This is a genomic window from Streptomyces sp. NPDC048191 (genome assembly GCF_040652655.1).
Classification (GTDB): Bacteria; Actinomycetota; Actinomycetes; order Streptomycetales; family Streptomycetaceae; genus Streptomyces.
In genome coordinates, this window is record NZ_JBEZMO010000043.1 from 17413 (window position 1) to 42895 (window position 25483).

Sequence of the window (25483 nt, forward strand, 5' to 3'; positions counted from 1 at the left end):
CCCGGGCCGCGCTCAGTCGGCCGACGGCTGCTCTCGCGGTTCCTCGGGCAGCAGGCAGACCGCGAGCGCCGCGGTGTCGTCCTTGAGGCCGTTCTGACTGAAGGCCAACAGGTCGTCATGGAGCCGCTCGAGCAACGCCTTCGGCTCGAGCGGGCCCCAGGCGCGCAGGCGCTCCAGGAGCGGGTAGAAGGTGCCGTCCGCATCCCGCGTCTCCGTGACGCCGTCGGTGTACAGCAGCAGCTGATCGCCGGGTCCGAACGGGTAGGTGTCGAGGCGGAACGGGTCCTCGACCAGCATCCCGAGGTTCAGGGGCGGCGCCGGCCGCCCGCTGTCCAGTTCGCGCACCTCGTCGACGCGCAGACAGACCGGCGGGGGATGGCCGCAGTTGACGATCCGGACGATCCGGCCGCCGGCGGGGATCTCGGCGAACACCGCGGTGACGAACCGCTCGACGGTCTCGGTTCCGCCGAGCCGTGCCGCCCTGCGGCTCATGCTGGTGTCCACCCGGCCGGCCAGCGCGGGCAGATCGGGCTCGTCGTACGCCACCTCGCGGAACGCCCCGAGCATGGCGGCGGCGGTCTCGACCGCCAGCAGCCCCTTGCCCCGGACGTCGCCGATGAGCAGGCGGACCCCGAACCGCGTGGGAACCGCCTCGTAGAGATCGCCGCCGATGCGGGCCTCCGCGGCGGCGGAGAGATAGAGGCTCTCCATGCGGACGTTGCCGATCCGGTGCGGTACGGGACGCAGCAGGACCCGCTGCGCGGTCTCGGCCACGTACCGCACGTCGGCGAGCGTGCGTTCCCGCCGGATCCGGTGGGCGGCCACGATCGTGCCGAGGCCACCCACCAGGGCCGTGCAGATGTAGGAGGCGACGTAGTGGCGGTCCCACAGATAGCCCACGGACCGGCCCGCACAGCAGGGGGTACCGGCCAGCACCCCTTCGAGGACGACGGCGAACACCGTGGCGGCGCCGACGGCCACGGGCCCGTGCGCGAAGGCGGCCAGTACGGGCACGGCGACCAGTGCGAAGCTCACCGGCCAGTCGACGGGCGTGAGCGGCTCCAGCAGCAGCACGGCCACGACGTACAGGGCCGGCAGCCAGCGCAGCCACGCCGGAGGCGCCGGCAGTCGGCTCCACGTGGCTGCCGGCGCCTCCGGTTCCTGTTCCGTACCTCCGCGCTTCACCCGTCCAGCCTGATGTGCCGCGCCTGCCCACCCCGGTGATTGCTCCACTCAACGGCATGTTCCGGCGGTCAGCTCCGTCCCGGTGCCGCCGACCCGCTGCCGAGACCGATCGCGAAGACGTGCAGGCCCCCGGCGGCGACGTCGGACGGCAGGCGCACGCTGCTGACCGTCTTGCCCGGACTCAGCGCCACCGGTGTCGTGGCGAACACGTACGTCCTGGTGCCGTCGGACGCGGTGCCCGCGTGATTGCGGTACGGCATGGTCACCGCGACGGTGTTGTCGGCGAGCGGTGAGGCGGCGCCCGCGCTCAGCGTCCAGTCGGAGAGGCCGAGGGTGACCGGCTGGGTCGTGCCGTCCGTGTAGGTGACGGTCGCGGTGCCGAAGACGGGTCCGTTGTTGGCGGCGCCCAGGAAGGAGATGCTCCCGGCGCCGGATGCCGCCACCGTCTGCCCGTTCGCCTCGTAGTTGTCCCGTGCGCCGGGCGCCACCGCGGGCCAGGTGAACGAGATCCCGTTGACGGTCACCTTCGAGCCGGGCGTGACCCCCGCGCCGGCCAGGGCGTGCGCGGAGTAGCTGTAGCCCGCGCCGTCGAAGTTGCCCGAGCCCGCGGCGGTGTCGCCGGACGTGCCCACGTCGGTGTAGCCCGGCGTGCCCGGGTAGGAGCGCGGGGCGGCGGAGGCGGCCGAGGCCCACGAGGTGTTGGGGGAGGTGCCGAGAACGTAGCTCAGGGTGCCGCCGCCGCTGAGGGCTCCGTCGGGCGCGTGCGCCGCGTTCCACTCCGCGCCGTTCCAGGTGGCCGACTGGACGTACGGAGCGTCGTCCGCGGCACCCCTGCCGTCGATCGTGAGGGTCCGGCCGGACGGCAAGGTGATCACCGCCTGGGCGAACAGTGGGCTGCCCAGGGCCAGATCGGAGGTGCCCGGGGTCTCCGGATACATCCCGAGGGCGGACCACACGTACCAGGAGCTCATCTCGCCCAGGTCGTCGTTGCCCGCGAGACCGGACGGGCTGTCGGTCCAGATCTGGTCCTGGACCTGCCGGACGACCTTCTGCGTCTCGTAGGGGCGGCCGATGTAGTCGTACTCCCAGGGGATGTTCAGGCTGGGCTCGTTGCCCAGGTCGGTGTGCCCGCCGGCACCGGTCAGGGAGGACAGGTCCGTGTCCAGGAACCCGGCCAGGGCCGCGTCGCCGCCCATCGCCGTGGCCAGCCCGTGCACGTTGAACGGCACCATCGGCGTGTACTGCCACGAGTCGCCCTCGACGAAGTTCTTGCCGGAGGTCGGCGAGAACCCGGACGTCCAGGTGCCCGAGGCGTCGCGCGGCCGGACGAATCCGCTGCCGAAGTCGAACAGGTTCCGCCAGTCCTGTGCCCGGTCGGCGAACCGCTGCTGATCAGTGGTGTGGCCGAGGGCACCGGCGAAGGCCGAGACCGCGAAGTCCGCGGAGTCGTACTCGAGCGTGGTGGAGGCCGGGCCGTAGAAGTTGCAGCAGCCGTACTTGCCGTTGCTGGGGAGCCGGCCCAGTTGCTCCAGATAGGTCAGGCCGGGCCGGTTGGCGTTGGGGACGGTCGCCTCCGCGATCATTCCCTTGAGCGCGGCGGCGGTGTCGAAGTTCCGGGCCCCGAAGGCGTAGTAGTCGGCGATGATCTCGTCGGCCGGATCGCCCACCATGACATAGGTCTCGCCGTTGTTCTCCGACCACTTGGGGAACAGTCCGGTCTGACGGTAGTCGTCGACCATGGACTGGGCGGTGTCGGAGGCGGCCCGGGGGGCGACGAGGGCCTCCAGCTGGGCCTGCGATCGGTAGACGTCCCAGCCCGAGTAGTTGGCGTACGCGGCGCCGTGACCCTGGTCGACGGTGTGGGTCCTGCCGTCGAAACCGGGATAGCGGCGGTTGGTGTCACTGATCACGTTCGGGTGCAGCAGCGCGTGGTAGAGCGCCGTGTAGAAGACGGTCTGCTGGGCGGGGGTCCCGCCGGCGATCCGCACCCGGCCGAGGAGCGACTTCCAGGCGTCGTGCGCCGCGCCGCGCACCTTCGCCAGGTCCCAGCCGGGGTTCTCCGCCTGGCGGTTGCCCACCGCGTCGGCGGCCGACACGTAGGAGATGCCGACCTTGGCCTGAACGGCCCGACGGGTGGTGGTGTCGAAGGTGACGTAGCCGTCGGAGCCGCTCGCCCGGGGAACGAAGGTGTGTGGCGCAGGCGGCAGGGTGCCGTGCAGCACCGGTTTGTTCGGCGCCTCCGGCGAGCCGGCGGAGGCGTTGCTCCTGGGCGTGGTGGGTGTGGCGGCGGCGAGGGCGGTGCCGCTGTGGTGGAAGGACTGGTCGAAGACCATGTCGTAGTAGACGGTGTAGGAGTTGCCCTCGCCGCAGAAGTTGCCGCTGGTGACCTTGCCTCTGACCTCCTTGTCGTTCACCACGTCGAACTGGGCGGCGGTGACGCCGTTCTCGCTGGACGTCAGCTTGAACAGCAGGTTCGCCCGGCTGGTGGAGGGGAAGGTGAAACGGGCCATGCCGCTGCGGGTGGTGGCGGTCAGCTCCGTCTTGACGCCGTTGTCCAGGGTCACTGTGTACGAGCCGGGAGAGGCGGACTCCTCGCTGTGCGAGAAGCCGGCCGTGGCGAGCGTGTCGACCGCGCCGACGGTCGGCAGCACCGGGATGTCGCCCGCGGCCCGGCAGCCCGGTCCCGCGATGTGGGTCAGGCCGAATCCGGTGATGGCGGAGTCGCTGTACTCGTAACCGCCGCCGTCCGGGCGGTGCGGGCTGGTGTCGGGGCTCCACTGGACCATCCCGAACGGGGTGTCGGCCCCCGGGAAGTCGTCGGCGGCGTGCGAGGTCCCGATGAACGGATCGACCAGCAGTGCCGGATCGGCGACCGGCGCGAGCGAGACGGGATCGGCATGGACGGGGGCGGAGGCGGCACTCACGGCCAGGGCGCCCGCGGCCAGCACGGACAGAAGTCGGAACGGCACCATCGTGACCATGTCCCTTCGACAACGTTGTCCCGAAAGTTGGCCCCTTCAGACCCTGCTGTCAAGGACGCGCGGTGCAGAACCAGCCGTTCGCCTGACGTGATGTCAGCTCCGGTGGCCAACCTACGTCTTCACCCAGGCTCAAAACTTTTTCTAAGGCCAAAGCAACAAATCTTGACGGCAACCACCAGCTTGCGTACGTTTCCGCAACGGCCGCCGGCGCTCCAACTCGACCCATCCGAAAGGCACTTGCCCCCCATCGAGGAGCCCTGCATGCGCGGAAGACACAGATCCCTCACGTCGTTCCTGGCCGTCATCGGCCTCGTCCTGGGCGCGTTGCTCGGCCTGTCCGGGCCCTCCCAGGCCGCCGGCTCACTGCCCTGTGACATCTACGGCAGTGCCGGCACCCCCTGCGTGGCCGCGCACAGCACCGTGCGCGCCCTCTTCTCCTCCTACGACGGCCCGCTGTACCGGGTCACCCGCGCTTCCGACGGAGCCGGCGCCGACATCGGGCTGCTCTCCGCGGGGGGTTACGCCGACGCCGCCCGGCAGGACACGTTCTGCGCGGACACCACCTGTGCCATCACCAAGGTCTACGACCAGACATCCCGGCACAACGACCTCACCCCGGGCCCGGCGGGCACCTCCGGGATGGGCGCGGACCGCGGCGCCGACGCCTCCGAGATCGCCGTCACCGCCGGCGGGCACAAGGCGTACGGCATCTGGATCTCACCGGGAGTCGGCTACCGGTACACGGGTGCCGCCTCCGGTGTCGCCGTCAACGGGCAGCCGGAGGGCGCCTACATGGTGGCCAGCGGCACCCACGTCGGATCGGCCTGCTGCTTCGACTACGGCAACGCCGAGAGCACCCCGGCCGACACCGGCAACGGCCACATGGACGCGGTCAGCCTCGCGACCACCTGCTACTTCGCGCCGTGCACCGGCTCCGGGCCCTGGGTCGAGGCCGACCTGGAGAACGGCATGTTCCAGGGCGACGACGGCTCCAACACCGCCAACCGGGGCAACGGCAGCACGTTCGTCACCGCCGTGCTGAAGAACAACGGGCAGACGCGGTACGCGCTCAAGGGCGGCGACGCCCGGTCGGGCGGGCTCACGACCTGGTGGGACGGCGCCCTGCCCACCCGCGGCGGCTACCAGCCCATGCACCAGGAGGGCGGCATCATCCTCGGCACGGGCGGCGACAACAGCAACTGGAACATGGGCACGTTCTTCGAGGGCGTGATGGTCTCCGGCTACCCGAGCGACGCGGCCGAGAACGCGGTCCAGGCGAACATCGTCTCCGTCGGCTACTCGGGTGAGACGAACGTCCCCAACGGCCCCCAGGGCACCGTCACCGGCCCCGGAGGCACCTGCGTCGACGTGGCCGCCGACGACACCGGAACCGACGGCGCGGCCGTCCAGTTGTGGGGCTGCCAGTCCTGGGCCGAGGACCAGCACTGGACTCACCGCGCCGACGGAAGCCTCGCCACCATCGGCCGCTGCCTGGACGTCGACGGCAACGGGACGGCGAACGGTACGAAGGTGGAGTTGTGGGACTGCAATGGTGTGGGTGGGCAGAAGTGGGTGCAGCAGGCTGACGGTTCGCTGCTGAATCCGCAGTCGGGGCGTTGCCTGGACTCGCCCAGTGGTGCCACGGCAAATGGGACACGGTTGCAGATCTGGGACTGCAACGGCTCCGCGGCCCAGAAGTTCTCGGTCGACGGCGGAGCCCCGGTCGCCGGTCCGGGGGGCACCTGCGTCGACGTGGCCGCCGACGACACCGGTGGCGACGGCGCGGCCGTCCAGTTGTGGGGCTGCCAGTCCTGGGCGGTCGACCAGCACTGGTACCACCACGCCGACGGCTCCCTGCGCACGCTCGGCCGCTGCCTGGACGTCGACGGCAACGGGACGGCGAACGGTACGAAGGTGGAGTTGTGGGACTGCAATGGTGTGGGTGGGCAGAAGTGGGTGCAGCAGGCTGACGGTTCGCTGCTGAATCCGCAGTCGGGGCGTTGCCTGGACTCGCCCAGTGGTGCCACGGCGAACGGAACACGGTTGCAGATCTGGGACTGCAACGGCTCCGCGGCCCAGAGGTTCCGGCTGGGCTGACGGCGGGCCGGTGGGCCCGCCGTACAGCCTGCCGGGGCGTCAGAGGACGTCCTCCTCCTCGGGGACGACCACCTGGTCGATCAGTTGCTGGATCTGTTCGCCGGGCAGGGCGACCGCCATGGCCCAGTAGTAGATGACGAGGCTGAACGCGGCGGTGACCCCGATGTCCCACCACAGCGGGAACCACGGGTGCTTCAGCGGCCCGAAGTCGCTGAGGTAGACGATGAGCCCCATGCCCACCAGGTAGACCGGCAGCCACTGCGCGGCCCGCAGGTCGAGTTGGGGGGTGATGGGGTTCATCTTGAACACCCGGTTGGCGACCAGGATGACGTACCCGATCAGGATGGCGACGCCGAGCTTCCAGTCGGTGGTCCAACCCGACCACAGGATCAGCAGGTTGGCCACGATGAAGGCGAGCGGCGACAGCCACCCGCCGCCGGGCAGCCGGTAGGGGCGGTGGGCGTCGGGCAGCCGGTTGCGGAACACCCCGAACGAGAGCGGGGCGCCCGCGTACATGAGCACGCTGGCACTGGTGATCAGGCCGACGAGCGAACGCCAGCTGGGGAAGGGCAGGAAGCAGATGCAGCCGACCACGAAGGCGGTGATGAGACCGACCCAGGGAACACCGCGCCGGTTGGTGTTCTCGAACGCCGAGGGCACATACCCGTTGCGGCTGAGGCCGTAGGAGACCCGGGAGGAGCCGGTGATGTAGATCAGGCCGGTGCCGGCTGGGGAGATCACGGCGTCGAGATAGAGGACCGTGGCCAGCCACCCCAGACTGATCAGCGTGGCGACCTGGGCGAACGGCCCGCTCAGTGCCGTGAACGCGGAGTTGGCCCAGTGGCTGCCGATCTGGGATGCGGGCAGCGCGGCGAGGAAGGCGACCTGCAGCAGGACGTAGATGAGGATGCCGATGAGGATCGAACCGATCACCGCCCGCGGGATGTCCCGCTTGGGGTTGGCGCTCTCGCCGGCCAGTTGGTCGGCCTGTTCGAAACCCAGCAGTGCGAAGATGATGCCGCTGGTGGAGACCGCGGACAGGATGCCCTTGGCCCCGTAGGGGTTGAAACCGTCGGCCGCGGTGAAGTTGCCGGTGTGGAACTGGGCGATGGCGAACACGAAGATCGTCAGCAGCGGGATGCCGACCTTCCACCAGGTCGCGGCGCTGTTGGTGCGGGCCAGCAGCCGGATGCTGAGGAAGTTGATGGCGGTGATGACGGCCATCAGTCCGACCGCGACGGCGATGCCGGTCGCGGTCAGGACGTGCTCGCCGCCCTTGACCTTCTCCCAGCCGCTCGCCCACGAGTAGTGCTGACCGTAGGTGATCATCGCCAGCACCTCGATGGGCGCCACCGTGGCCGCCTGCAGCCAGGAGAACCAGCCGAACGACGCGCCGGCCGCGCCGCCGAAGGCGTAGTGCGGGAAACGGGCGGTGCCGCCGGAGACCGGGTACATGCCGCCGAGCTCGGCGTGCACCAACGCCAGGATGAGGATGGCGAGACCACCGATGGCCCAGGAGATGATCGCCGCCGGCCCGGCGGCAGCCAGGGCGCCCTGTGCGCCGAAAAGCCACCCGGAACCGATGATTGACCCCTCGGAGGCCCAGATGAGCCCCACGAAGCCGATCTCACGCCGGAGTCCGGGTTTGCGGGTCTTCGGACCCGGTGCCGCCTCTGATACGGCCATGGCCGACACCCCTTCAGTAGGGTGATGTGCATCACTATCGTGCCATGATGGCGCGGTCATGGCGCCCGGCGTGCAGGCACTCGTTCCCGGCGCGGTTGCGCTCGTCTACGAACCGGTGCTGACGCGGGGTCCGGCGGGCGGGGCGCCGGCGACCGCCGCCCCGTACAGGGCCCGGGTGGCACTGCCGAAATAGGCGCTGTAGGAGATCTGCGGAGTGTTGCCGCCGGTGTGGTACCCGCCGATCACGCCGACGACCCCCCATCCGCCGAGCAGGGGCACGAGCATGGGACCGCCGCTGGTGCCACCGACGAAGGCGTCGCAGGCGATGCGCGGGAACGTACCCGGGTCGGCCGGGTCGTCACTGTCCCACCTGGTGGTCCGGCTCCAGCACTCCAGGGGCTTCTCGGCCCCGGCCGGATAACCGATCATCCGCACCGGCGCGTGGTAGTAGCCCGTGCCGGTGAGCAGCCGCACCCCGCCCACAGCGTCCCCGAGGCGCGTTCCGTCCTGGTTGGGCTCGGTGACCGCGAAGGCGAAGTCGTACGCCGCACCGGCGTGTTCACCCAGGTCGTAGTACTGCTGCGGGACGTAGACGCCGTTGGTCCGCACGGGAAAGATCCCGAACGGCTTGAGGGCGTCGTGGTACTGCGGGACGAAGGCCAGATGGCGCCTGGGTGAGGTGCCCGCGTAGCCCTTCAGGCAGTGGCCGGCGCTCAGCACCAGATCGTGCCCTGGGCTGCGCACGACGGAACCGCTGCAGGTGCGGCCGGTACCGGTGGCGTCCGTCCAGAAGAACGTGCCGGCCTGGGGGATGCCGTCGAAGCTCCTGCTGGGCGGGATGTACTCGCCCGGCCGGGGCCCGTCCACCGCGGGCGACGCGGTCGCCGCCGACGCGCCGGGCTCGGTGCCCTTGACGATGTCGGCGGGCAGCGCGGCCTCCATGCGGGCCGGTGTCCAGTAGGCGTCCAGCTGGTCGGCGAGCGGGTTCGGGCCGGCCGCTGTGCTGTCGGCGGACGCCGCGGTGGTGAGGCCGGCGCAGAGCAGAAGGGCTGCCGCGCAGACGGCGGCGTATCGCACGATCCTGGTCCCGGACACCATCAGTTCCCCTCGGAGCGACCGCACATGACGGCTCACCATAAGCCCGCCGCCGCGACCGGCACAGCGGCCGCAGCCGTATCCGGCCCACGCCCTATCACGCCAATGCCCTGAGTTCACCTCGCGTATGACGTCGTGTCAGCTTCTTCTTGGCTGCAGCGAGGATAGGGCCGGCACCTCGTCGGAGCTCACGCCGACGGCCGGCTGCGCTGTTCCTTCAAGCTGGCGGCGAGGCGTTCCGGCGCTTCCAGCGCGCCGTCGAGCCGCTTCACCCGGACCCACCCTGTCGAGCACTGTGCGCACACGCTCGGCTACAGCGTCCGCACCCTGACCCGGGCCACCCGCTCGGCCGTCGGCACCGGGGCCAAGGCCTTCACCGATGACCGCGTCCTACTGGAGGCACGACGGCTGCTCCGGCACACCGACCTGCCGGCCGGGGCCGTCGGCGACCGCCTCGCCTCCCCGACGCCACGGTGTTCACCCGGTTCTTCCGGCGGCGTACCGGTGAGACCCCGGCCGCGTTCCGAGTGCGAGCCTGGGGCATGAGCCTGGGGCATGAGCCTGGGGCACGAGTGAGACGCGACTCGTGGGGTAGACGCCCGTACCGGCCGGGAGGTCGGCATGGGATCTACCGGAAAGGAGCTGACCATGAAGAAGCTGATACGGAACGCGGGTGCGGCCGGCGCCGTCACCCTGCTGGCCGCGGGTGCGCTGCTCGCCGGAAGCGGTTCCGCGGGGGCCGCTTCCGGGGCCATGGGACACACCGTCGCCGGTGCGGTGACGGCGGACGCCGACCACGTCGGCCACGCAGGCCACACCGGGCTCCGCCACCGCGGTCTGGCGTGCATGGATCCGTGGGTCGCCGGGCAGCTGGCGATGTTCGACCCGGCCGCCCGGCACCGCCTGGCGGTGTTCGACCCGTGGGTGAAGGACCAGCTGGCGCGCTACGCCCCTCCCTCCTGCCCGTCCCAGTGACGTTCCTGTTCTCGCCTCGACGCGGCCGCGGTCACTTCACGAACACCATGTCCGGGTACTTCGGGGACGGTCCATCCAGCAGCCGGCCGCTGCTACCGCGCAGCCAGTGGTCGAAGTAGGCGGAGACATAGGCCTCGTTGGTGCGTATCGCGGTGGCCGGATCGATGGTGCCGATGTCGTCGGCCCGCTCGCAGGGCCGCAGGCGCAGCTGGGGCACCAGCGCCTCCGCGTCGGTGAACGAGCCGTGCTCCGAGCCGAGCAGAGTCAGCTGACGGTTCCACCCCGGAGTGTGGGCGCTGAACGCCTGCCAGCCGGGTCCGGTGTCGGTCTTGCCGTCCTTGCCCAGGAACAGGAAGGGCCGGTCGAGGCCGTGCTGGGCGACCGGCATCAGCGAGCCGTCGAGATAAGTGAGATTGCCGTCCATGTCGATGCCGGCGCCGATCCGGTGGTCGGCGTCCATGGCCAGCGCGGCTGCGGTGCCGCCCATCGAGTGGCCGAACATGCCCACTTCGGCCGGATCCAGCGCCCCGGCCAGGCCTCGCGGCAGCGGCTGTCCGTCCGCGTCGGGATTCCGGCCGCTGTTGAGCGCCTGGAGCTGGTCCAGGACGAAGCCGGTGTCGGTGACCCGGACGTCCAGCGCCTTGCGCACGAAGGCGTCGGCGTCCGAGGGCATCGTCAGCGTGGCGAGGGAACCGTCGGGGAACTGGACCTCGGGCGACTCGTAGGTATTGTCGACGGTGACGACCGCATAGCCACGGGCGGCCAGATCGGCTGCGAGCGTGGTGCCCCAGGTGCGCGGTTCGCCCAGTCCAGGGGAGTAGAGCAGCACGGGCAGCCGTCCGCCGCGACCGGCGGCGACGGGGGCACCTCGGGTGACGTGGGTGACGGTGCGGGCCCAGTCCGCCCTGCCGGCTGGGACGTGCAGGTCGAGATACCCGTTCGCCGTGACGTCGGCGAAGTGGGTGGCCGCCTCGGGCAGCATGTACGGGGCCGCCGGTCGGCCGGCCGTATGGGTCGCCGGGTAGTACACACTGACCATCAGCTCGCGCCGGCCCTGCCCGGAACGCCACGGGTCCGGCCGTGAGTGGTCCACCAGGTGCAGGTCCACCTCCCCCACCCGGTACCGGCCGGAGGGAGCGGGAAGGGAGAGCGGGCGGGCGGACGACGGAGCCGGGGAGGCCCCGGTGTCGGCGGCGGCGGGGAGAGCGGCGGTCAGCGCGCAGAGCGCGGCGACGGCACAGGCTGCAAGCGCTCGTCGCCCGGTGACTCTACGGCGTTGGCGCGGGAGCTGGTTCGTCATGGATCAAGCCTGACGGCTCGTCCGCTCCCCGCACATCCGGGAAATGCCCCGATCCTGTCCCTCAGGGTATCCGTAGGGGTTCGTGCGGCACGTGAAGCAGACGCAACGGGCCGTGCCCGACGGCCCGTTGCGTCTGCTTCACATGCCGTCGATGCGGCCCAGCCCGCTCCAGGGCCGGTGTGTTCGGCGCGCAGGCCGGTGATGAGGAGCTCCACCAGTCGCCGTGCGTCGGCACGAGGCGGTTGAGGACGTAGCCGTGCAGCGCGTCGAAGCCGGCGTTGTCGGACTTGGGAGCGGCGACGAGGCCGTGCTTGGTGACCAGGACCCCTCACGTCTCCGGATGGTAGTTTTATATTCAACAACTGTAGGGTGGTGATCACGGACCGCACCCCGAGGAGCTCATGTTGACCAGTCCCGTCCAGGCCGGCACCACGCGGCGGATCTTCATCGACAAGCAGAGCCCCAAGGCGTACCACGCGCTGGTGCAGACGTCCGAGGCGGTCCGGGCGACCGCCGCCGACGCCGGGCTCGACCGCACCCTGGTGGAGCTGGTCAACCTCCGTGTGTCGCAGATCAACGGCTGCGCCTACTGCCTGCACGTGCACACCCGCGCCGCGCTGCGGGCCGGCGACACCCCGGACCGCCTCGGGGTGCTGGCCGCCTGGCGGGACACCGAGCTGTTCACACCGGCCGAGCGGGCCGCCCTGGCCCTTGCGGAGGCGACCACCGCCGCCGCGGACACCGATGCGCAGGACGCCGCCTACGCGGCGGCCCGGGAGGTGCTCACCGACGATCAGACAGCGGCGGTGATCTGGGTCGCCGTCACCATCAACGCGTTCAACCGGGTCTCGATCATGAGCAGGCATCCGGTGCGTCCGGAACGGTGACGGCCCTCGCCCGCCCTCGGGGGCGCCCGGGAGACGGGCCCTGACCGGGGTACTTCGAGCCCTGCCGGCCCGTCCTGTGCCGCTGTCTCGGCGACGCCCGCCAGACCGCGACCATGCTGGACTGCGCCCTCGCCGACCCCCCCGCAGGAAGATGGAGACCGAGGTGTACGCCCGCCGCGACGCCGGTCGACGCCGGAGCGACGTGGCCGGCCCGGCGAGCGAGTCGGGATGAGCCCTCGGGGGTGGGCCGGTCAACGCTCCTGTGGGGGCCGGTCGCCGGTGTCCTCGTCGTCCTGCACACGCTTGGCGTCGCGCAGGAAGGCCGCCCAGCCGCCGTCCGGCTTCTCGCCGACCCGGAGGGTGCGCAGCTTGGCGAGGATGCCGGGGTCCTGGGCGTCGAGCCAGTCGACGAACTGCCGGAAGGAGACCAGGCGTACGTCCTCCTGGCCGGCGATCTGCCGCAGGGCCTCCTCGGCCGCGTCCATGTAGATGCCGCCGTTCCACTCCTCGAAGTGGTTGCCGATGAACAGCGGCGCCCGGTTCGTCTCGTACGCCCGCTGGAACCCGGCCGCGTACGCCTGCGCCGCCTGGGCGCGCCAGTAGGGGTAGTTGTAGGAGGGTGCCCGGGTGGAGTTCTTGGACTGGTTCGCCAGCATGTTGTAGTCCATGGAGAGCACCTCGAACCTGTGTCCCGGAAAGGGGATGCTCTGCAGCGGCAGATCCCAGATCCCGCCCCGTTTCCTCGGCCAGATCTGCAGCCCGCCCGGCGAGGAGGCGTCGTAGCGCCACCCCAGTTCACGCGCGACCGGCAGCAGGTTCTCCTGCCCGAGCAGGCAGGGGGTGCGGCCGCCCACGAGTTCCTTGTCGTAGTCGAAGGGCAGGGGCGGATCGTCGTGCCAACCGGTGTGTGTGCGCCAGGACTTGACGAAGGTCCGGGCCTGAAGGATCTCCGAACGCCACTGCTCGGGTGTCCAGTTGGCCACCGTTCCGGGACCGACACAGAAGTGGCCGTTGAAGTGCGTGCCGATCTCGTGGCCCTCCGTCCAGGCCTGGCGGACGTACTTCAACGTCTCTCTGAGGTGGGCGTCGGTGAGGTAGCCGATGTCGGAGGCGCCGACCGGGTTGTTCGGCGGATCGTAGAGCCGCTTCCTCTCCTCCGGCAGGAGATAGAGGCCGGACAGGAAGAAGGTCATGTGCGCGCCGTGGGCGCGGGCGAGCTCGAGGAAGCGCGGGAACAGGCCGGTGCCCAGCTCGCCGGCGCCGTCCCAGGAGAACACCACGAACTGTGGCGGCGTCTCGCCGGGCTCGAGGGCCACGGGCGGCGCCGGCTGGTGCGGCTGCTGTCCGGTGTACGCCGTCGAGCCGTCCCCGATGAGCCGGGGTGCCCCGTGCAGGGGCTCCGACCCGAACAAGCCGTCCCGTCCGTCGTGCCCGCTGCACGCGGCGAACGCGGCGGCGGCCGCGCCCAGGCAGGCGCCGAGGCCGAGGCGCGCCGCACGCCGACGGCTGATATCCGTCATCGCCATCCCGTTCCGCGTCCTGCCGCGACGCGTTGTACATCCCCTCGGCCGACTTCCGACAGCGTGCACCATAGAGTGGATAAATGTATAAAACGGTCATTCGTCTACGGTGTGGCGTGCGAAGGGGCCGTCCGGCAGCGCTTGCGTCACCCGGTCGGTCCTGCGGCGCACCGCCGCCTCATGTGGCCATGTGCCGCTGTTCGGCCGCGACCGGTACCACGGTGATGTGCTGGACGGCCCGGCTGAGGACCAGCACGCCCACGACGATCAGCAGCGCACCGCACACCTCCGGTACGAGCCACCAGCCCGTGCGGATCCGCTCGTCGAACAGGGTGATGCCGAGGGCCAGGCTGATCACGGCGTCGCCGATGGTCAGCGCCGGCTGGGCCGCGGCCAGCGGACCGGCCTGGAGCGCGTTCTCCAGCAGGAGCACGGCGAGGACGCCGGTGAGCGCGAAGCCGTACGTCTGCCAGGTCCGCAGGAACGCCGTGAGGCCGTGGTCGGCGAAGGTGCCGCTGGCCGATTTCAGGAGTGCGGCGGTCAGCGCGTTGCCTGCGGCCGAGGCGGCGGCCAGCAGCGCGGCGCGCCGGGCCGGCGGCCGGCCCCGCCCGGCGAGCAGCACGGCCGCGGCCATGCCACCGAGACACAGGGACAGGGCCGGGATCCAGTGGCTGAGCGGCGCATGGTCGACGGCGCCGTGCGGGGCGGCGGCGAGGAGCAGGACGGCCAGGCCCACCACACAGCCGCCGACGCCCCACCAGCCGGAGCGGGGCAGCCGCCTGTGCATCAGCGGGGCGGCGACGAGCAGGGCGAACGGCAGCTCCAGGATGAAGAGCGGCTGTACCAGCGCCAGCGGGCCGTTGACCAGGGCCAGGCTCTGGAAGAGTGCGGCGCAGACGACACCGCACATGCCGATCGCCCACAAGGGCCGGCGCACCAGCTCGGCGAGCAGCCGGAGCCCGCCGCGGCTGCTGGTGGACGCGGCCTTGCGCTGGAAGGCGGTGCCCACGGCGTTGCTCGCCGCTCCCGCGACGGCGAACGCCGCAGCCAGTTCGATCACGACCGTCTCCTGCCTGCGGGCGGCCTCCCGGAGGAGCTTCCGGTCCCTTCAGCCTACGGAAGCCCGCGCCCGGCCGCCGGATCCGGCAGCCGAGGGCGGGGCCGCGCGGGCAGGGCGACCGCTCGGCCGCGGCCGCCCCGACGGTAGGGGCAGTGGTGGGGATCAGCCCAGGGTCAGGTCGTCGGCGTGGACCGCGCCCTGGCCGTACCACCCGTGGACGTACACCGTGACCGTGCCCGAGGCGCCGGTGGTGAACGGGACCGTGAGCTTCGCCCACGAGGAGGACGGGGACCAGGTGCTGGCCGTCGCGCCACCGCTGACGCCGAGGTACGCGTACGGGCCCTGCACCCAGCCGCTGAGCGTGTAGGAGGTGTTCGGCTCGAGTGTCAGGGTCTGCGCGCACTGGCCGGTCTGCGAGGCGGTGGGCGCGGTCTTCAGGGCGTGGGAGCCGCCGTGCACGGGCGAGGAGACCACCGCGGCCCCGCTGTCACAGGTCCACGGCGCGAGTGAGCCGGTCTCGAAGTCGCCGTTGCCGAGGACGGCCGTGCCGCCGGAGCCCTTGACCGTCAGAGTGAGCGTGGCGCTGTGCCGGGTCGAGCCCGCCGTGCCGGTGACGGTCAGGGTGTAGGTGCCCGGTGCCGTCGTGGCACCGGTCTTCACGGTGAGTGTGGAGCTGTCGCCGGCGGTGACCGACGAGGAGCTCAGGGAGGCGGTCACCCCGCTCGGCGCGCCGCTCACCGTCAGGCCGACCGTCTGTGCGCCGCCGGAGGTCAGTGCGGTCTTCACCGTCGCGGTCGCGGTCGCGCCGGGGGCGACGGAGGCGGTGGCGGGGGAGAGGGACACGGAGAAGTCGTTGGCCGGCGGGGTCGTCGTACCGTCGGTGAAGGGCGCGAAGGTGTGGGTGAAGTACCAGGTGTCCTGGGCGATGCCGGAGCAGCTGTCGGAGGCGCCCGAGCCGGGACAGCCGCCGTTGTCGCGCTGGAGGGCCCAGAAGGAGAGGGTGTTGACGCCCTTGGCGACCGCCCAGTCGTACACCGTGGTGGCGTCGGCGGTGGTGAAGGTCTCCGCGGGGCCGTAGTCGTCCACGCCGGGCATCTCGGTGACACCGACCATGTTCCACAGTCGGCTGTCCGGCAGGTCCGGGTACAGGCCGGCCAGTTGGTCGTGGAGTCCGCTCGCGGCCGTCTCGGTGTCGGTCGCCATGTGGTGGGTGGCGCCGTCGTAGTAGTCGAACGTCATGAGGTTGACGACGTCGATCCTGGCGCCGGCGCTCTTCGCGCTGCGCAGCACGGCGAGACCGCTGTCGGCGAGCCCCGTCGTCGTGGTCGGCAGGGTGTAGGAGAACTGCACCGACCGGCCGTTCGCGGCGGCCCAGTCCTGGACCTTCTTGATGGCCTGGTTGCGGCGGTCGATGCCGGCGGTGTCGGTGAGGGAGTTGTCCTCGACGTCCATGTCGAGCCGGGAGACGTCGTAGGTGGTGATGATCTTCTCGTAGGCGGCGGCGATGGAGTCCACGCTGGTGCAGCTGTCGGCGATCTCGGTGCCGGCGTTGTCGGCGCCGTAGCCGCCGAGGGAGGGGATCACGTCGCCGCCGCGCGAGCGCATGGTGGTGAAATCGGCACCGAAGACGGAGGAGGCGACGGGTGTACTGGTGTCGCCGTTCCAGTAGGGGGTGCAGGAGCCCTTCTTGTCGGCCTGCAGGAAGGCCATGGTGAGGTACTTGGCGCCGGATGCCTGGGAGAGCGCGGCGGGGCTGTCGCCGTTGTAGGCCTCGAAGTAGGGCGCGAAGACGTGTGTGGGCAGCGGGGTCGCGGCGTGCGCGGGGCCCCCGGCTCCCAGGGCGAGCCCTGCGGAGGCGGCCAGCGTGGCCAGGCCTGCGAGCAGGGCGCGTACGGGTCTCGGACGAGTCATCGGGTCACTCCCGGATAGCGAACGACAGGCGAGCGTCGTGCGGGGATGGCGCTGTACGGCCCGGCCGGGCTATTGGTCTAGGCCATAATTGGTCTGGACCAAGTGTCGGTCAAGGTGCGGGATCCGGCCTTTACGCGTTTATGGGGGAGTCAACGGCGCGCATCGATGCGGGAGTTGACGGAGCGGCACCGGGTTCGGTGCCGCTCCCGCCACCGCTCTTCGGCTCAGGTGGCCCGGGTTCCGCCTCCACGGCGGATACGGCCCAGCAGATCCCGGTGATAGGCGGCGAGTTGCCCGGCGGGCACGGGAGCGGGGCCGCCGGCGAGGGTGTACCAGGTGTCGCTGCCCGATGGCTGGACGGCGACGCGCACGCTGTGGCCGTCGGACAGCAGGATGGTCGCCACGGTCAGGTCGCCGGTGATGACGCCGGCCTCGTCGGTCATCGCCCCGCCCGGGCCGGCGGTGACCTGGTCGACGTAACTGTTGATGCTGGGTGGGTTGTTCATGGGGCGCACATTTCCATCCGGCGGCGGGCGCCGCCGCGTGGGCGCGCCGCGCCTCAGCCGAACAGCGGGAACCGGTCCGCCGCCCCGCCCAGCCGAGCGCGTTCGGCCTCGGTGAGCGCTGCCCGGCCGGTGCCCACGCGCGCGTAGTGCGCGTCGCTCCACTGAGGGAGCGCGGGCCGGCCGAGCAGCCCGTCCAGGGTCGCGCGCACCGCGGCCAGCCCCTCGGGCGCCGGTCCGGGCGCGTGCGGCAGCCGGACGGTCAGGTCCAGGTGGTGGACGGTCGCCTCCACCGCGAGCGTGATCATCAGATCCCCGGCCGTCAGCACGTGCCCCTGTGTGCCGACGCGCTGGGCGGGGTCGGCCGCGTCCGCCGCCCGCACGGCCGCCGCCAGCGTCTCCAGATACAGGCCCTGCAACTGACGGAAGTCGAGGAACATGCTCGCGTTCACCCGTACCCAGCGCCGGCCGCTCGCCGCACCCGTGGTGCCGGGCCGCCAGTCCTGCCAGTAGGTCACCGCGTCCCGGTCCACCGGTTCCGGCACCGGAGTGTGCAGGGCCACCAGAGCGCGCTGGGCGTCGTGCAGGCAGTGGAAGACGAGGTCACGGACCGCCCAGCCGGTGCAGGCGGTCGGCAGCCACGACTCCTCGTCACCGAGGTCCGCGACGACCGCCGAGGCGGCCTCGTACGCCGCGCGCAGCACCCGCGCCGGACCGACGGCGTTCCCGGAATCCATGCGTCCCCCTTGGCGTCCGCCGTACAGGGTGTCACACCCGGCTCGACGTCGCCGTGTCCGCCGACAGCCGCTGGGCGACGTAGATCGGGATCACCGACAGCAGGACGAGCACGGCGGCCACGACGTTCACCACCGGGGCCTGCTGCGGCCTGGTCATGTTGTTGAAGATCCAGATGGGCAGGGTCTCGATCCCCGGCCCCGCCGTGAAGGTCGTGACCACGATCTCGTCGAAGGACAGGGCGAAGGCGAGCAGGCCTCCGGCCAGCAATGCCGAGCGGACCAGTGGGAAGGTGACGTCCGCGAAGGCACGGAAGGTGGTCGCGCCGAGGTCCATGGCCGCCTCCTCGTACGAGGCGGCCGTACGGCGCAGCCGGGCCACCACGTTGTTGAAGACCACCACGATGCAGAAGGTGGCGTGGCCGACGATCACCGTGAACAGCCCGAGCCCCACGCCCAGTGGCTCCAGCACCGTGCTGAAGGCCGAGTTGAGGGCGATGCCGGTGACGATGCCGGGCAGCGCGATCGGCAGCACCACGACGAACGACACCGTGTCACGGCCGAAGAAGCGGTGCCGGGCCACGGCGAACGCGATGAGTGTGCCGAGGACCAGCGCGATCGCGGTCGCCCCGAGCCCGGCCTTCACCGAGACCCACAGTGCCTGCCGGGCACCCGCGTCGTGCGCCGCCACCGACCACCAGTGCCAGGTCAGCCCCGGCGGCGGCCAGCTCGCGCTGCGGTCCGGGTTGAGCGAGTTCACGAGGACGAGCAGCAGCGGGACGTAGATCACCGCGAAACCGAGCCCGGCGCCGGCGCGCAGGGCGATGCGCGCGGTGCGGCTGAGATGCATGGCGCTCTTCTCCTCCAGGTCCTACAGGCTGTTCAGTGCACCCGTGCGGCGGATCGCCAGCAGGTACAGGACGATCACGACGACGGGTACGGTCCCGAGCGCGGCGGCCATGGGCAGGTTCAGTTCGATGTTGGAGTACACGAGGTTGCCGATGAGCTGGGTCTTGCCGCCGACGATCTGCACCGTGATGTAGTCGCCGAGGCTGAGCGAGAAGGTGAACACCGAGCCGGCCGCGACCGACGGCAGCACCATCGGCAGCACCACCGAGCGGAACGTCCGCCCGGCCCGCGCGCCGAGGTCGGCCGAGGCGTCGAGCAGACTGGCCGGCAGCTGTTCGAGGGCCGTGTGGATCGGCAGCACCATGTACGGCAGCCACAGGTACGTCAGGGTGAGGACCGTGGCGGGCAGGCCGTAGCCGGGGCCGCTCAGGCCGAACGGTGCCAGCATCCAGTCGGCGAGGCCGCCCCGGGACAGGATGAGCCGCCAGGCGTACACCTTGACCAGGTAACTCGCCCACAGCGGGGTGAGGATGGCCACCACGAGCAGCGGGCGCCACTTCGGCCGGGCCACGCGCGCCGTGTAGAAGGCGACCGGGAAGGCGATCAGCGCGCACAGCACGGTCACGGCGAGCGCCACGCCGACACTGCGTAGGATCACCTGACGGAAGACGGGCGTGGTGAACAGCTCGTGGAAGTTGTCCGTCGACCAGACCTTCACCACCTGCGAGGTGAAGGAGTTCGTCGTCCAGAAGGCGGAGACGAACAGGACCGCCAGCGAGCCGAGGTAGAGGACGGCGAGCCACAGCAGCGGGGCGGTGAGCAGGAGGGCCAGCCGTAGCCGGGGTCTGCGGTGCAGGCCTCCGGCGAGCCGCCGGACGGTTCCCCGGCCGGCGGCGGTCGTCACGTCGGTCGCCACGGCTCAGCCCTTGATCTCGGTCCAGGCCTGCACCCACTTCGCGTACGGCACGCACTTGACGTCCCTACGGCCGTCGAGGCACTGCTCGATGGGTGTGTTCCAGAAGGCGATCCTCTTCCAGTAGTTCTCGTCGGCCGCGTGGTAGACGGTGCAGAAGTTCTTGTCGCTGGTCTCGGCGCAGGCCTTGGAGTTGGCCGGAGCCTCGCCGAAGTACTCGGCGACCTGGGCGTTGACCTTGGGCGAGACGATCCAGTTCAGCCACTTGTAGGCGCAGTTGGGGTGCTTGGCCTTGCTGTACACCATCCAGGTGTCGGACCAGCCGGTCGAACCCTCCTTCGGCACCAGCGCCTTGACCTTGGCGCCCTCGGAGGCGGCGAGGCTGGCGATGACCTGCCAGGTGGTGCCGACCACGGAGTCACCGCTCTTGAAGGCGGAGACTTCCTTGAGGTAGTCGCTCCAGTACTCGCCGACGTCCTTGTTCTGCTGCTTGAGCAGGGCCACGGCCGCGTCGAACTGCTTCTGGTCGAGCGCGTACGGGTCCTTGATCTTCAACTCGGGCTTGGTGGCCTTGAGATAGAGGGCCGCGTCGGCGATGTAGATCGGCGAGTCGTACGCCGTGACGTGTCCCTTGTGCCGGGCGGCGTCGTCGAACACGGCCGACCAGGACGTCGGTGCGGGCTTGACCTGCTCGGTGTTGTACATCAGCAGGTTGGCACCCCGGCCGTGCGGGATGCCGTACATCCGGCCCTTCACCGAGTTCCAGGCGCCGTTCTTCAACCCGCTGAAGATGTCCTTGTAGTTGGGGACGAGTGCGGTGTTGACGGGGGCCGCGTCGCCGGACGCGATCAGGCGCAGCGAGGCGTCGCCGGAAGCGGACACGGCGTCGTACTCGCCGGTCTTCATGAGCTTGACCATCTCGTCCGAGCTGGCGGCGACCTTGGAGTGGACCTGGCAGCCCGTCTGCTTCTCGAAGTCGCCGACCCAGTTCACCTTCGGGTCGTTGGAGCCGTCCTCGACGTAGCCGGCCCAGGCGATCAGATTGACCTGGCCCTCGGTCTTGCCCAGCTTCGTCGGGGCCTTGAGGTCCGGCGGGTTGAGCCCGGTGGCGGACGAGGTGCCGGAGCCGGAGGAGTCGCAGGCGGCGGCGAGCAGCAGCGCGGCGGCACAGGCCGCGACACGCAGGGTACGGGTGGGACGCACGGCGTTCTCCAGGGGGACGTAGAGGCGGGGGAGCGGTCAGGAGGGGAGCCGGACGGCGTGCCGGCGGTGCCACGTCAGGCGGACCCGGGTGCCGCGGTAGGCGGCGACGTCCTCGGAGGAGGTCTCCAGGTTCTGCTGGAGCGCGGTGAGCCGGCCGCCGCCGTCGAGGTCGACCAGGAAGCGGGTGGCGTCGCCGAGGTAGACGACCTCGGCGACGGTCCCGGTGGCGGTGGCGTGCTCCGGCTCGTCCGCCTCGGCGGACTCCTTCAGGACACGGATCTTCTCCGGCCGGATGTTGTACGTGCCCGGGGTGCCGACGATCCGGTGGGCCGTCTCGCCGTCGAGCAGGTTCGAGGTGCCGACGAACGAGGCGACGAAGGGGGTCGCCGGCCGCTCGTATATCTCCGCCGGCGTGCCGACCTGGGCGATACGGCCCTGGTCGAAGACGGCGATGCGGTCGCTCATCGTCAGGGCCTCCTCCTGGTCGTGGGTGACGAAGACGAAGGTGATGCCGACCTCCCGCTGGATCGCCTTCAGCTCCACCTGCATCTGCTCGCGCAGCTTCAGGTCGAGGGCGCCCAGCGGCTCGTCCAGCAGCAGCACCCGGGGCCGGCCTACGAGCGCGCGGGCGAGGGCGACGCGCTGGCGCTGCCCGCCGGAGAGCTGGGCCGGGCGCCGCTGGCCGTAGCCCTCCAGGCGGACCTCGGCCAGGGCCTTGCGGGCGCGGACGAGCCGTTCGGCCTTCGGCACCTTGCGGACCTTCAGCCCGTACGCGACGTTCTGCTCGACCGTCATGTGCGGGAAGAGGGCGTAGTCCTGGAAGACCGTGTGCACGTCCCGTTCGAACGGGGCGAGGCCTGCCACCTCCTGCCCGGCGAGTTCGATCCGGCCCCGGTCCGGTGTCTCGAAACCGGCGACGAGCCGGAGGACCGTCGTCTTGCCGGATCCGGAGGGGCCGAGCATCGAGAAGAACTCGCCGTCCCGGATCTCCAGGTCGACCCCGGCCACCGCGGTCGTCTCGCCGAACGACTTCCGCAGGTCCTGCAGCCGGATCGCAATTCCCGCCATGGGGGAACCTTTCTGGCGCGCTGAACGTTGACAGCAAACATATGAAGTCATAGTTCTAAGCTCAAGGTCCCCTTAAGGTAAAGCTTGAGTCAATGCACGAGGTGGTGACCGTGAGACAGCAGGAGATGGACGGCCGGGCCCGCAGAGCCGTCTTCAGCCCGGTGGACAACCGGGCCCGCGTGGACGCGGTCGTCCGCCGCATCGGCGACGCCATCGAACTGGGCCTCCTGTCCGAGGGCGAGCAGCTTCCCGGCGAGAGCGAACTGGCCGGACAGCTCGGCGTCTCCACCGTGACCCTGCGCGAGGCGCTCATGGCCCTGCGGCAGCAAGGGCTGGTCACCACCCGCAGGGGTCGCGGCGGCGGCAGCTTCGTCTCCCTCCCCGAAGTCCCCGCCGACGACCGGCTCAGGGCCCGGCTCGGCGGCTGGAGCACCGAGGAACTGCGCGACCTGGGCGACCACTGGGCCGCCCTGTCCGGCGCCGCCGCCCGGCTCGCCGCGCAGCGCACCGAAGCCGAGGACCTGAGGCAACTCTCCCGCACAGTCGAGGAGTTGGAGCAGGCCGAGGACGTGGCAGCCCGCAGCCGGCTGTACGGCCGCTTCCACGTCGAACTCGCGGCGGCCGCCCAGTCCGCCCGGCTCACCCGCGAACAGGTCGCCCTGCAGAGCGAGATCGGGGTCCTGCTGTGCCTGGTCCTGGCCGACGACGCGTTTCGTGAAGAAGTTGCGGACCGTCACCGTGCCGTGATCTCCGCGGTGCAGGATGGGGCCCACGAAACGGCCGGCACGCTGGCCGAGCGGTGCGTCAGGGAGTCGACGGCGCGGCTCGTAGCCGTACGTCTCACCCTCTGACCGCGCCGCGTCAGGTTCCCGTCCGCTGGAGGACACCATGGGCTGGAGCCCCGGGGTCGCCACCCTCGACACCGAGACGGAGACGTGGGTGGCCGCACAGGTCGGCGGTGCCCTGGAGGCCGTCTTCGAGACGGTCACCGCCACCCGCGCCGCCACCGAGGCCCTGCTCGGCCGCGTGGGTGCCGAGGACCGGCCGCCGACCAGCGCCGACCTCGCCGCCCTGCGCCCCGGACTGCATGTGCACCTGACCCGGGAGCAACTCGTCTCCGGCGTCGGCTTCGTGGCGGCCCCCGGCCTGCTGACCGACGTGCCCGCCTGGCTGGAGTGGTGGCAGTCCGGCGCCGACGGCGACGTGCGCCCGCTCCTCCTCGACCTCGATCCGGGCCAGTCGGCGTACTCCGACTACACGCACTGGGACTGGTTCGCGCTGCCCCGCGACACCGGTCGCCGGGCGGTCGCCGGACCGTACGTCGACTACCTCTGCTCGGACGAGTACAGCCTCACCCTCTCCGAACCCGTCCAGGTCCAGGGCCGGTTCGCCGGAGTGGCCGCCGCCGACGTGTACCTGCGGCATTTCGAGACGGCCGTCCTCCCCCTGCTGCGGCGCCTGCCCCGCCCTGCCCACCTGGTCAACGCCCGGGGCCGGGTCGCTGCCTCCGCCGACCCCGCCCACCTGGCCGGCTCCCTCACCAAGGGCCCGGACTTCGGCGAAGTGCTCGGCACCGCACGGCCCGGCGCGTACGACGGCATGCGCCTCGTACCGTGCCGGGGCGTGCCCCTCGTCCTGGTGCTGGCCTGAGGCGGCGGGCGGCTCAGTCGCAGGCGCTCTGCCGGTACGGCACCCGGGCCAGCTCGCGCACCTCGCCGACCGTGCCCCACTCGTTCCCGCCCAGCCGGGACAGCGGACGCAGCCGCCGGATGTCGGGCCGGCCGTCCACCAGCACGTCCTCGTGGACGGCGGCGTGCACGACCCGGCCGAAAACCACCGTCGAATCGCCCAGGCGCAGCGTCGAGTGCAGGGCGCATTCGAGGGCGACCGGAGACGCGGCCACACGCGGTGGCCGCACCCGCAGCGACGGCTCCCGCTCGACGCCCACGGCGTCGAACTCGCCCCGGTCGCGCGGGAAGTCGGTCGCCGTCGCGTTGATCTGGGCGAAGAGCGGCTCGGGGGCCAGATTGACGACGAACTCGCCGGTCGCCTCGACATTGCGCAGCGAGTCCTTGCGGCCCACGGACGTGAACTGGACGACGGGCGGGTCGGTGCAGGCGACGGTGAAGAAGGAGTGCGGGGCCAGGTTCGCCGTCTCGCCGTCCGGCGCGAGGGTCGAGACCCAGGCGATCGGCCGGGGTACGACGACGGCCGTGAGCAAACGGTAGAAGGCCCCGGTTCCCAGGGACTCGGGTGAGTAGTCGACGCGCATGACAGCACGCTATGCGGTACCGCCGCGAGCCGTGCCGTCCGCCCCACTGTTGCTCACCGACGGGGCGCCGCCCCGGGGTGCGAGGACCGTGCCACCCGGAGCCGACACCCATCAGCCGGTGCCTGACCCCTCGTGCGCGCGCCGCCCTCGCCCCGCGCCGGCCGGAGCACGTCGCCCGTGCGTGCGGTGAGCCGGTGCTGGGCGCGAAGGAGGTCGGCTTTCGGGGGGACGCCGGACGCTGGTCGGTGCGTGAGGTGAGCAACCAGTCCACGGGGTACTGCCCGGACACCGGATCATGGCCGGCGGTGGCGCGGACGCTGGACCGGCCGGGGATCGGGCACCGCGGTGCCCGAGCGAGGGAACCTCGACGCCTGAGCCGCCGGTCGGCGGGGGAGCGCCGACCCCCGCACCCGCGCGGTCATCGGCCGGGCAACGGGCGTACCGTGAGGGCCTGCTGGGCGTGGCCGACCGGGCCGTGGACGTCGTGCAGGACGCTGCTGGTGAGGCCCTGGCCGGTGGGGCCGAAGGTGACCGTCGTGTCCAGGCCGACCCAGCGGCCCGTCGGCTGCCGGTGCAGATGGATCGTCAGGTCGACGTTGGGGAACATCCACTCGGTCGGCGGCCGGCGCACCGCGACGCCGTTGGCCGTGTCGACGAGGGCGACATAAGAGGCGACCGCACTGGCCGGCTCACCGCGACGAGGTCACGGTCCGTGGAGATCCAGACCGTGCCGCGCCCGGGCTCCGAGGAGGTGACCGGCCGGATGTCGACGGAGGCGCAGTGGCCGCCGGGCCAGACCGACGCCAGGGAGTGGCCGGCGAGTCCGTCCGGCGGGGGGAGGCGCGTCTCGGCCCCGCCGGCCACGGCGCTGGTGTCCACCTCGGTCAGCAGCCAGGCGCGGGCCCGTACCACCGGGCGGTCCGCGATGCGCACGACCGCCTCGAGCAGTTCTATGGTGCGGCCGGGCCGGATCGACTCCACCTCGATCGCGCACTCGTCCAGGGCGAGGCGCCCCAGGATGTCGAAGCTGATCCTTGACAGGAGCAGTCCGTTCGACGGGCGTTCGGCGCGGTACTGGTCGATCGCGTGGACCACGAGTCCGCCGAGCGGGCTGAAGTGCATTTCGTCGGTGTCCCACGCGCCGCTCGCGTGCGCGGTGGGCTTGTAACGACGGCGGTCGATGCGCTCGAAGTAACTGGCGGCCAACGGGTGCTTCTCCTCAAGGCGTCCATGGACGGGGGCTC

Annotated in this window: 20 protein-coding genes and 2 pseudogenes; 6 read left to right on the forward strand and 16 right to left on the reverse strand. The window is 71.3% G+C overall.

The window, feature by feature from the left end; all coding sequences use genetic code 11:
• Nucleotides 1-12 precede the first annotated feature (12 nt).
• Nucleotides 13-1185, reverse strand: a complete 1173-nt coding sequence (locus AB0D93_RS38230; protein ID WP_362130240.1) for a PP2C family protein-serine/threonine phosphatase — start codon at nucleotides 1183-1185, stop codon at nucleotides 13-15.
• 68 nt (nucleotides 1186-1253) lie between these two features.
• On the reverse strand, nucleotides 1254-4157 hold the full coding sequence (locus AB0D93_RS38235; protein WP_362130243.1) for a lectin: 2904 nt from the start codon (nucleotides 4155-4157) through the stop codon (nucleotides 1254-1256).
• Nucleotides 4158-4427: 270 nt separating this feature from the next.
• Here AB0D93_RS38235 and AB0D93_RS38240 point away from each other — a divergent pair, with 270 nt between their 5' ends.
• The gene (locus tag AB0D93_RS38240) at nucleotides 4428-6263 is read left to right on the forward strand and encodes an arabinofuranosidase catalytic domain-containing protein (protein WP_362130246.1); all 1836 of its coding nucleotides are present in this window, start codon (nucleotides 4428-4430) and stop codon (nucleotides 6261-6263) included.
• Nucleotides 6264-6302: 39 nt separating this feature from the next.
• On the opposite strand, the gene AB0D93_RS38245 is transcribed toward AB0D93_RS38240, so the two are convergent.
• Together AB0D93_RS38245 and AB0D93_RS38250 are read right to left on the reverse strand one after the other, a co-directional pair.
• Nucleotides 6303-7949 carry an APC family permease gene (locus tag AB0D93_RS38245; protein ID WP_362130249.1) on the reverse strand — a complete coding sequence of 549 codons (1647 nt, stop codon included), beginning with the start codon at nucleotides 7947-7949 and terminating at the stop codon, nucleotides 6303-6305.
• A 105-nt stretch (nucleotides 7950-8054) separates the two neighbouring features.
• On the reverse strand, nucleotides 8055-9047 hold the full coding sequence (locus tag AB0D93_RS38250; RefSeq protein WP_362130252.1) for a hypothetical protein: 993 nt from the start codon (nucleotides 9045-9047) through the stop codon (nucleotides 8055-8057).
• 645 nt (nucleotides 9048-9692) lie between these two features.
• Between AB0D93_RS38250 and AB0D93_RS38255 the strand changes: the two genes are divergently transcribed.
• Entirely contained in the window at nucleotides 9693-10019 is a 327-nt protein-coding gene (locus AB0D93_RS38255; RefSeq protein ID WP_362130255.1) for a hypothetical protein, read from the forward strand.
• Between the two features lie 31 nt (nucleotides 10020-10050).
• Here the strand turns inward: AB0D93_RS38255 and AB0D93_RS38260 are convergent, their stop codons facing one another.
• Entirely contained in the window at nucleotides 10051-11319 is a 1269-nt protein-coding gene (locus AB0D93_RS38260) for a Tat pathway signal protein (RefSeq protein WP_362130258.1), read from the reverse strand.
• A gap of 401 nt (nucleotides 11320-11720) precedes the next feature.
• On the opposite strand from AB0D93_RS38260, the gene AB0D93_RS38265 reads away from it, so the two are divergent.
• On the forward strand, nucleotides 11721-12206 hold the full coding sequence (locus AB0D93_RS38265; protein ID WP_362130261.1) for a carboxymuconolactone decarboxylase family protein: 486 nt from the start codon (nucleotides 11721-11723) through the stop codon (nucleotides 12204-12206).
• Nucleotides 12207-12457: 251 nt separating this feature from the next.
• Here the strand turns inward: AB0D93_RS38265 and AB0D93_RS38270 are convergent, their stop codons facing one another.
• From AB0D93_RS38270 to AB0D93_RS38310, 9 genes are all read right to left on the reverse strand, one after another.
• Nucleotides 12458-13726, reverse strand: a complete 1269-nt coding sequence (locus AB0D93_RS38270) for a hypothetical protein (protein WP_362130317.1) — start codon at nucleotides 13724-13726, stop codon at nucleotides 12458-12460.
• 178 nt (nucleotides 13727-13904) lie between these two features.
• On the reverse strand, nucleotides 13905-14786 hold the full coding sequence (locus AB0D93_RS38275) for a DMT family transporter (protein WP_362130263.1): 882 nt from the start codon (nucleotides 14784-14786) through the stop codon (nucleotides 13905-13907).
• A gap of 162 nt (nucleotides 14787-14948) precedes the next feature.
• Entirely contained in the window at nucleotides 14949-16697 is a 1749-nt protein-coding gene (locus tag AB0D93_RS38280) for a carbohydrate binding domain-containing protein (protein ID WP_362130265.1), read from the reverse strand.
• Nucleotides 16698-16921: 224 nt separating this feature from the next.
• On the reverse strand, nucleotides 16922-17203 hold the full coding sequence (locus AB0D93_RS38285) for a hypothetical protein (protein ID WP_362130268.1): 282 nt from the start codon (nucleotides 17201-17203) through the stop codon (nucleotides 16922-16924).
• 53 nt (nucleotides 17204-17256) lie between these two features.
• The gene (locus AB0D93_RS38290) at nucleotides 17257-17937 is read right to left on the reverse strand and encodes a maleylpyruvate isomerase N-terminal domain-containing protein (protein ID WP_362130271.1); all 681 of its coding nucleotides are present in this window, start codon (nucleotides 17935-17937) and stop codon (nucleotides 17257-17259) included.
• A 31-nt stretch (nucleotides 17938-17968) separates the two neighbouring features.
• Nucleotides 17969-18784 (reverse strand): ABC transporter permease, encoded by an 816-nt coding sequence (locus tag AB0D93_RS38295; protein ID WP_362130273.1) that lies wholly within the window; start codon nucleotides 18782-18784, stop codon nucleotides 17969-17971.
• 21 nt (nucleotides 18785-18805) lie between these two features.
• Entirely contained in the window at nucleotides 18806-19699 is an 894-nt protein-coding gene (locus AB0D93_RS38300; RefSeq protein WP_362130276.1) for an ABC transporter permease, read from the reverse strand.
• Between the two features lie 3 nt (nucleotides 19700-19702).
• Entirely contained in the window at nucleotides 19703-20899 is a 1197-nt protein-coding gene (locus AB0D93_RS38305; protein ID WP_362130279.1) for an ABC transporter substrate-binding protein, read from the reverse strand.
• 36 nt (nucleotides 20900-20935) lie between these two features.
• Nucleotides 20936-21967, reverse strand: a complete 1032-nt coding sequence (locus tag AB0D93_RS38310) for an ABC transporter ATP-binding protein (RefSeq protein WP_362130282.1) — start codon at nucleotides 21965-21967, stop codon at nucleotides 20936-20938.
• A gap of 110 nt (nucleotides 21968-22077) precedes the next feature.
• Between AB0D93_RS38310 and AB0D93_RS38315 the strand changes: the two genes are divergently transcribed.
• Entirely contained in the window at nucleotides 22078-22818 is a 741-nt protein-coding gene (locus AB0D93_RS38315; RefSeq protein WP_362130285.1) for a GntR family transcriptional regulator, read from the forward strand.
• A gap of 37 nt (nucleotides 22819-22855) precedes the next feature.
• Nucleotides 22856-23617, forward strand: coding sequence for a cache domain-containing protein (locus AB0D93_RS38320; RefSeq protein WP_362130288.1), 762 nt, complete (start codon nucleotides 22856-22858; stop codon nucleotides 23615-23617).
• Nucleotides 23618-23630: 13 nt separating this feature from the next.
• On the opposite strand, the gene AB0D93_RS38325 is transcribed toward AB0D93_RS38320, so the two are convergent.
• Nucleotides 23631-24239 (reverse strand): flavin reductase family protein, encoded by a 609-nt coding sequence (locus AB0D93_RS38325; RefSeq protein WP_362130291.1) that lies wholly within the window; start codon nucleotides 24237-24239, stop codon nucleotides 23631-23633.
• Nucleotides 24240-24349: 110 nt separating this feature from the next.
• Between AB0D93_RS38325 and AB0D93_RS38330 the strand changes: the two are divergent.
• Nucleotides 24350-24574: pseudogene (locus tag AB0D93_RS38330) on the forward strand (hypothetical protein); the annotation flags it as partial.
• 83 nt (nucleotides 24575-24657) lie between these two features.
• Here AB0D93_RS38330 and AB0D93_RS38335 read toward each other — a convergent pair.
• A pseudogene (locus tag AB0D93_RS38335) lies at nucleotides 24658-25445 on the reverse strand (thioesterase family protein).
• Nucleotides 25446-25483 lie beyond the last annotated feature (38 nt).

Excerpts from the sequence above, each read along its gene's own strand:
- AB0D93_RS38235 (WP_362130243.1), bottom strand. The coding sequence starts at position 4,157 with ATGGTGCCGTTCCGACTTCTGTCCGTGCTGGCCGCGGGCGCCCTGGCC.
- AB0D93_RS38240 (WP_362130246.1), top strand. The coding sequence starts at position 4,428 with ATGCGCGGAAGACACAGATCCCTCACGTCGTTCCTGGCCGTCATCGGC.
- AB0D93_RS38245 (WP_362130249.1), bottom strand. The coding sequence starts at position 7,949 with ATGGCCGTATCAGAGGCGGCACCGGGTCCGAAGACCCGCAAACCCGGA.
- AB0D93_RS38250 (WP_362130252.1), bottom strand. The coding sequence starts at position 9,047 with ATGGTGTCCGGGACCAGGATCGTGCGATACGCCGCCGTCTGCGCGGCA.
- AB0D93_RS38255 (WP_362130255.1), top strand. The coding sequence starts at position 9,693 with ATGAAGAAGCTGATACGGAACGCGGGTGCGGCCGGCGCCGTCACCCTG.
- AB0D93_RS38260 (WP_362130258.1), bottom strand. The coding sequence starts at position 11,319 with ATGACGAACCAGCTCCCGCGCCAACGCCGTAGAGTCACCGGGCGACGA.
- AB0D93_RS38265 (WP_362130261.1), top strand. The coding sequence starts at position 11,721 with ATGTTGACCAGTCCCGTCCAGGCCGGCACCACGCGGCGGATCTTCATC.
- AB0D93_RS38270 (WP_362130317.1), bottom strand. The coding sequence starts at position 13,726 with ATGACGGATATCAGCCGTCGGCGTGCGGCGCGCCTCGGCCTCGGCGCC.
- AB0D93_RS38280 (WP_362130265.1), bottom strand. The coding sequence starts at position 16,697 with ATGACTCGTCCGAGACCCGTACGCGCCCTGCTCGCAGGCCTGGCCACG.
- AB0D93_RS38285 (WP_362130268.1), bottom strand. The coding sequence starts at position 17,203 with ATGAACAACCCACCCAGCATCAACAGTTACGTCGACCAGGTCACCGCC.
- AB0D93_RS38290 (WP_362130271.1), bottom strand. The coding sequence starts at position 17,937 with ATGGATTCCGGGAACGCCGTCGGTCCGGCGCGGGTGCTGCGCGCGGCG.
- AB0D93_RS38295 (WP_362130273.1), bottom strand. The coding sequence starts at position 18,784 with ATGCATCTCAGCCGCACCGCGCGCATCGCCCTGCGCGCCGGCGCCGGG.
- AB0D93_RS38310 (WP_362130282.1), bottom strand. The coding sequence starts at position 21,967 with ATGGCGGGAATTGCGATCCGGCTGCAGGACCTGCGGAAGTCGTTCGGC.
- AB0D93_RS38320 (WP_362130288.1), top strand. The coding sequence starts at position 22,856 with ATGGGCTGGAGCCCCGGGGTCGCCACCCTCGACACCGAGACGGAGACG.
- AB0D93_RS38325 (WP_362130291.1), bottom strand. The coding sequence starts at position 24,239 with ATGCGCGTCGACTACTCACCCGAGTCCCTGGGAACCGGGGCCTTCTAC.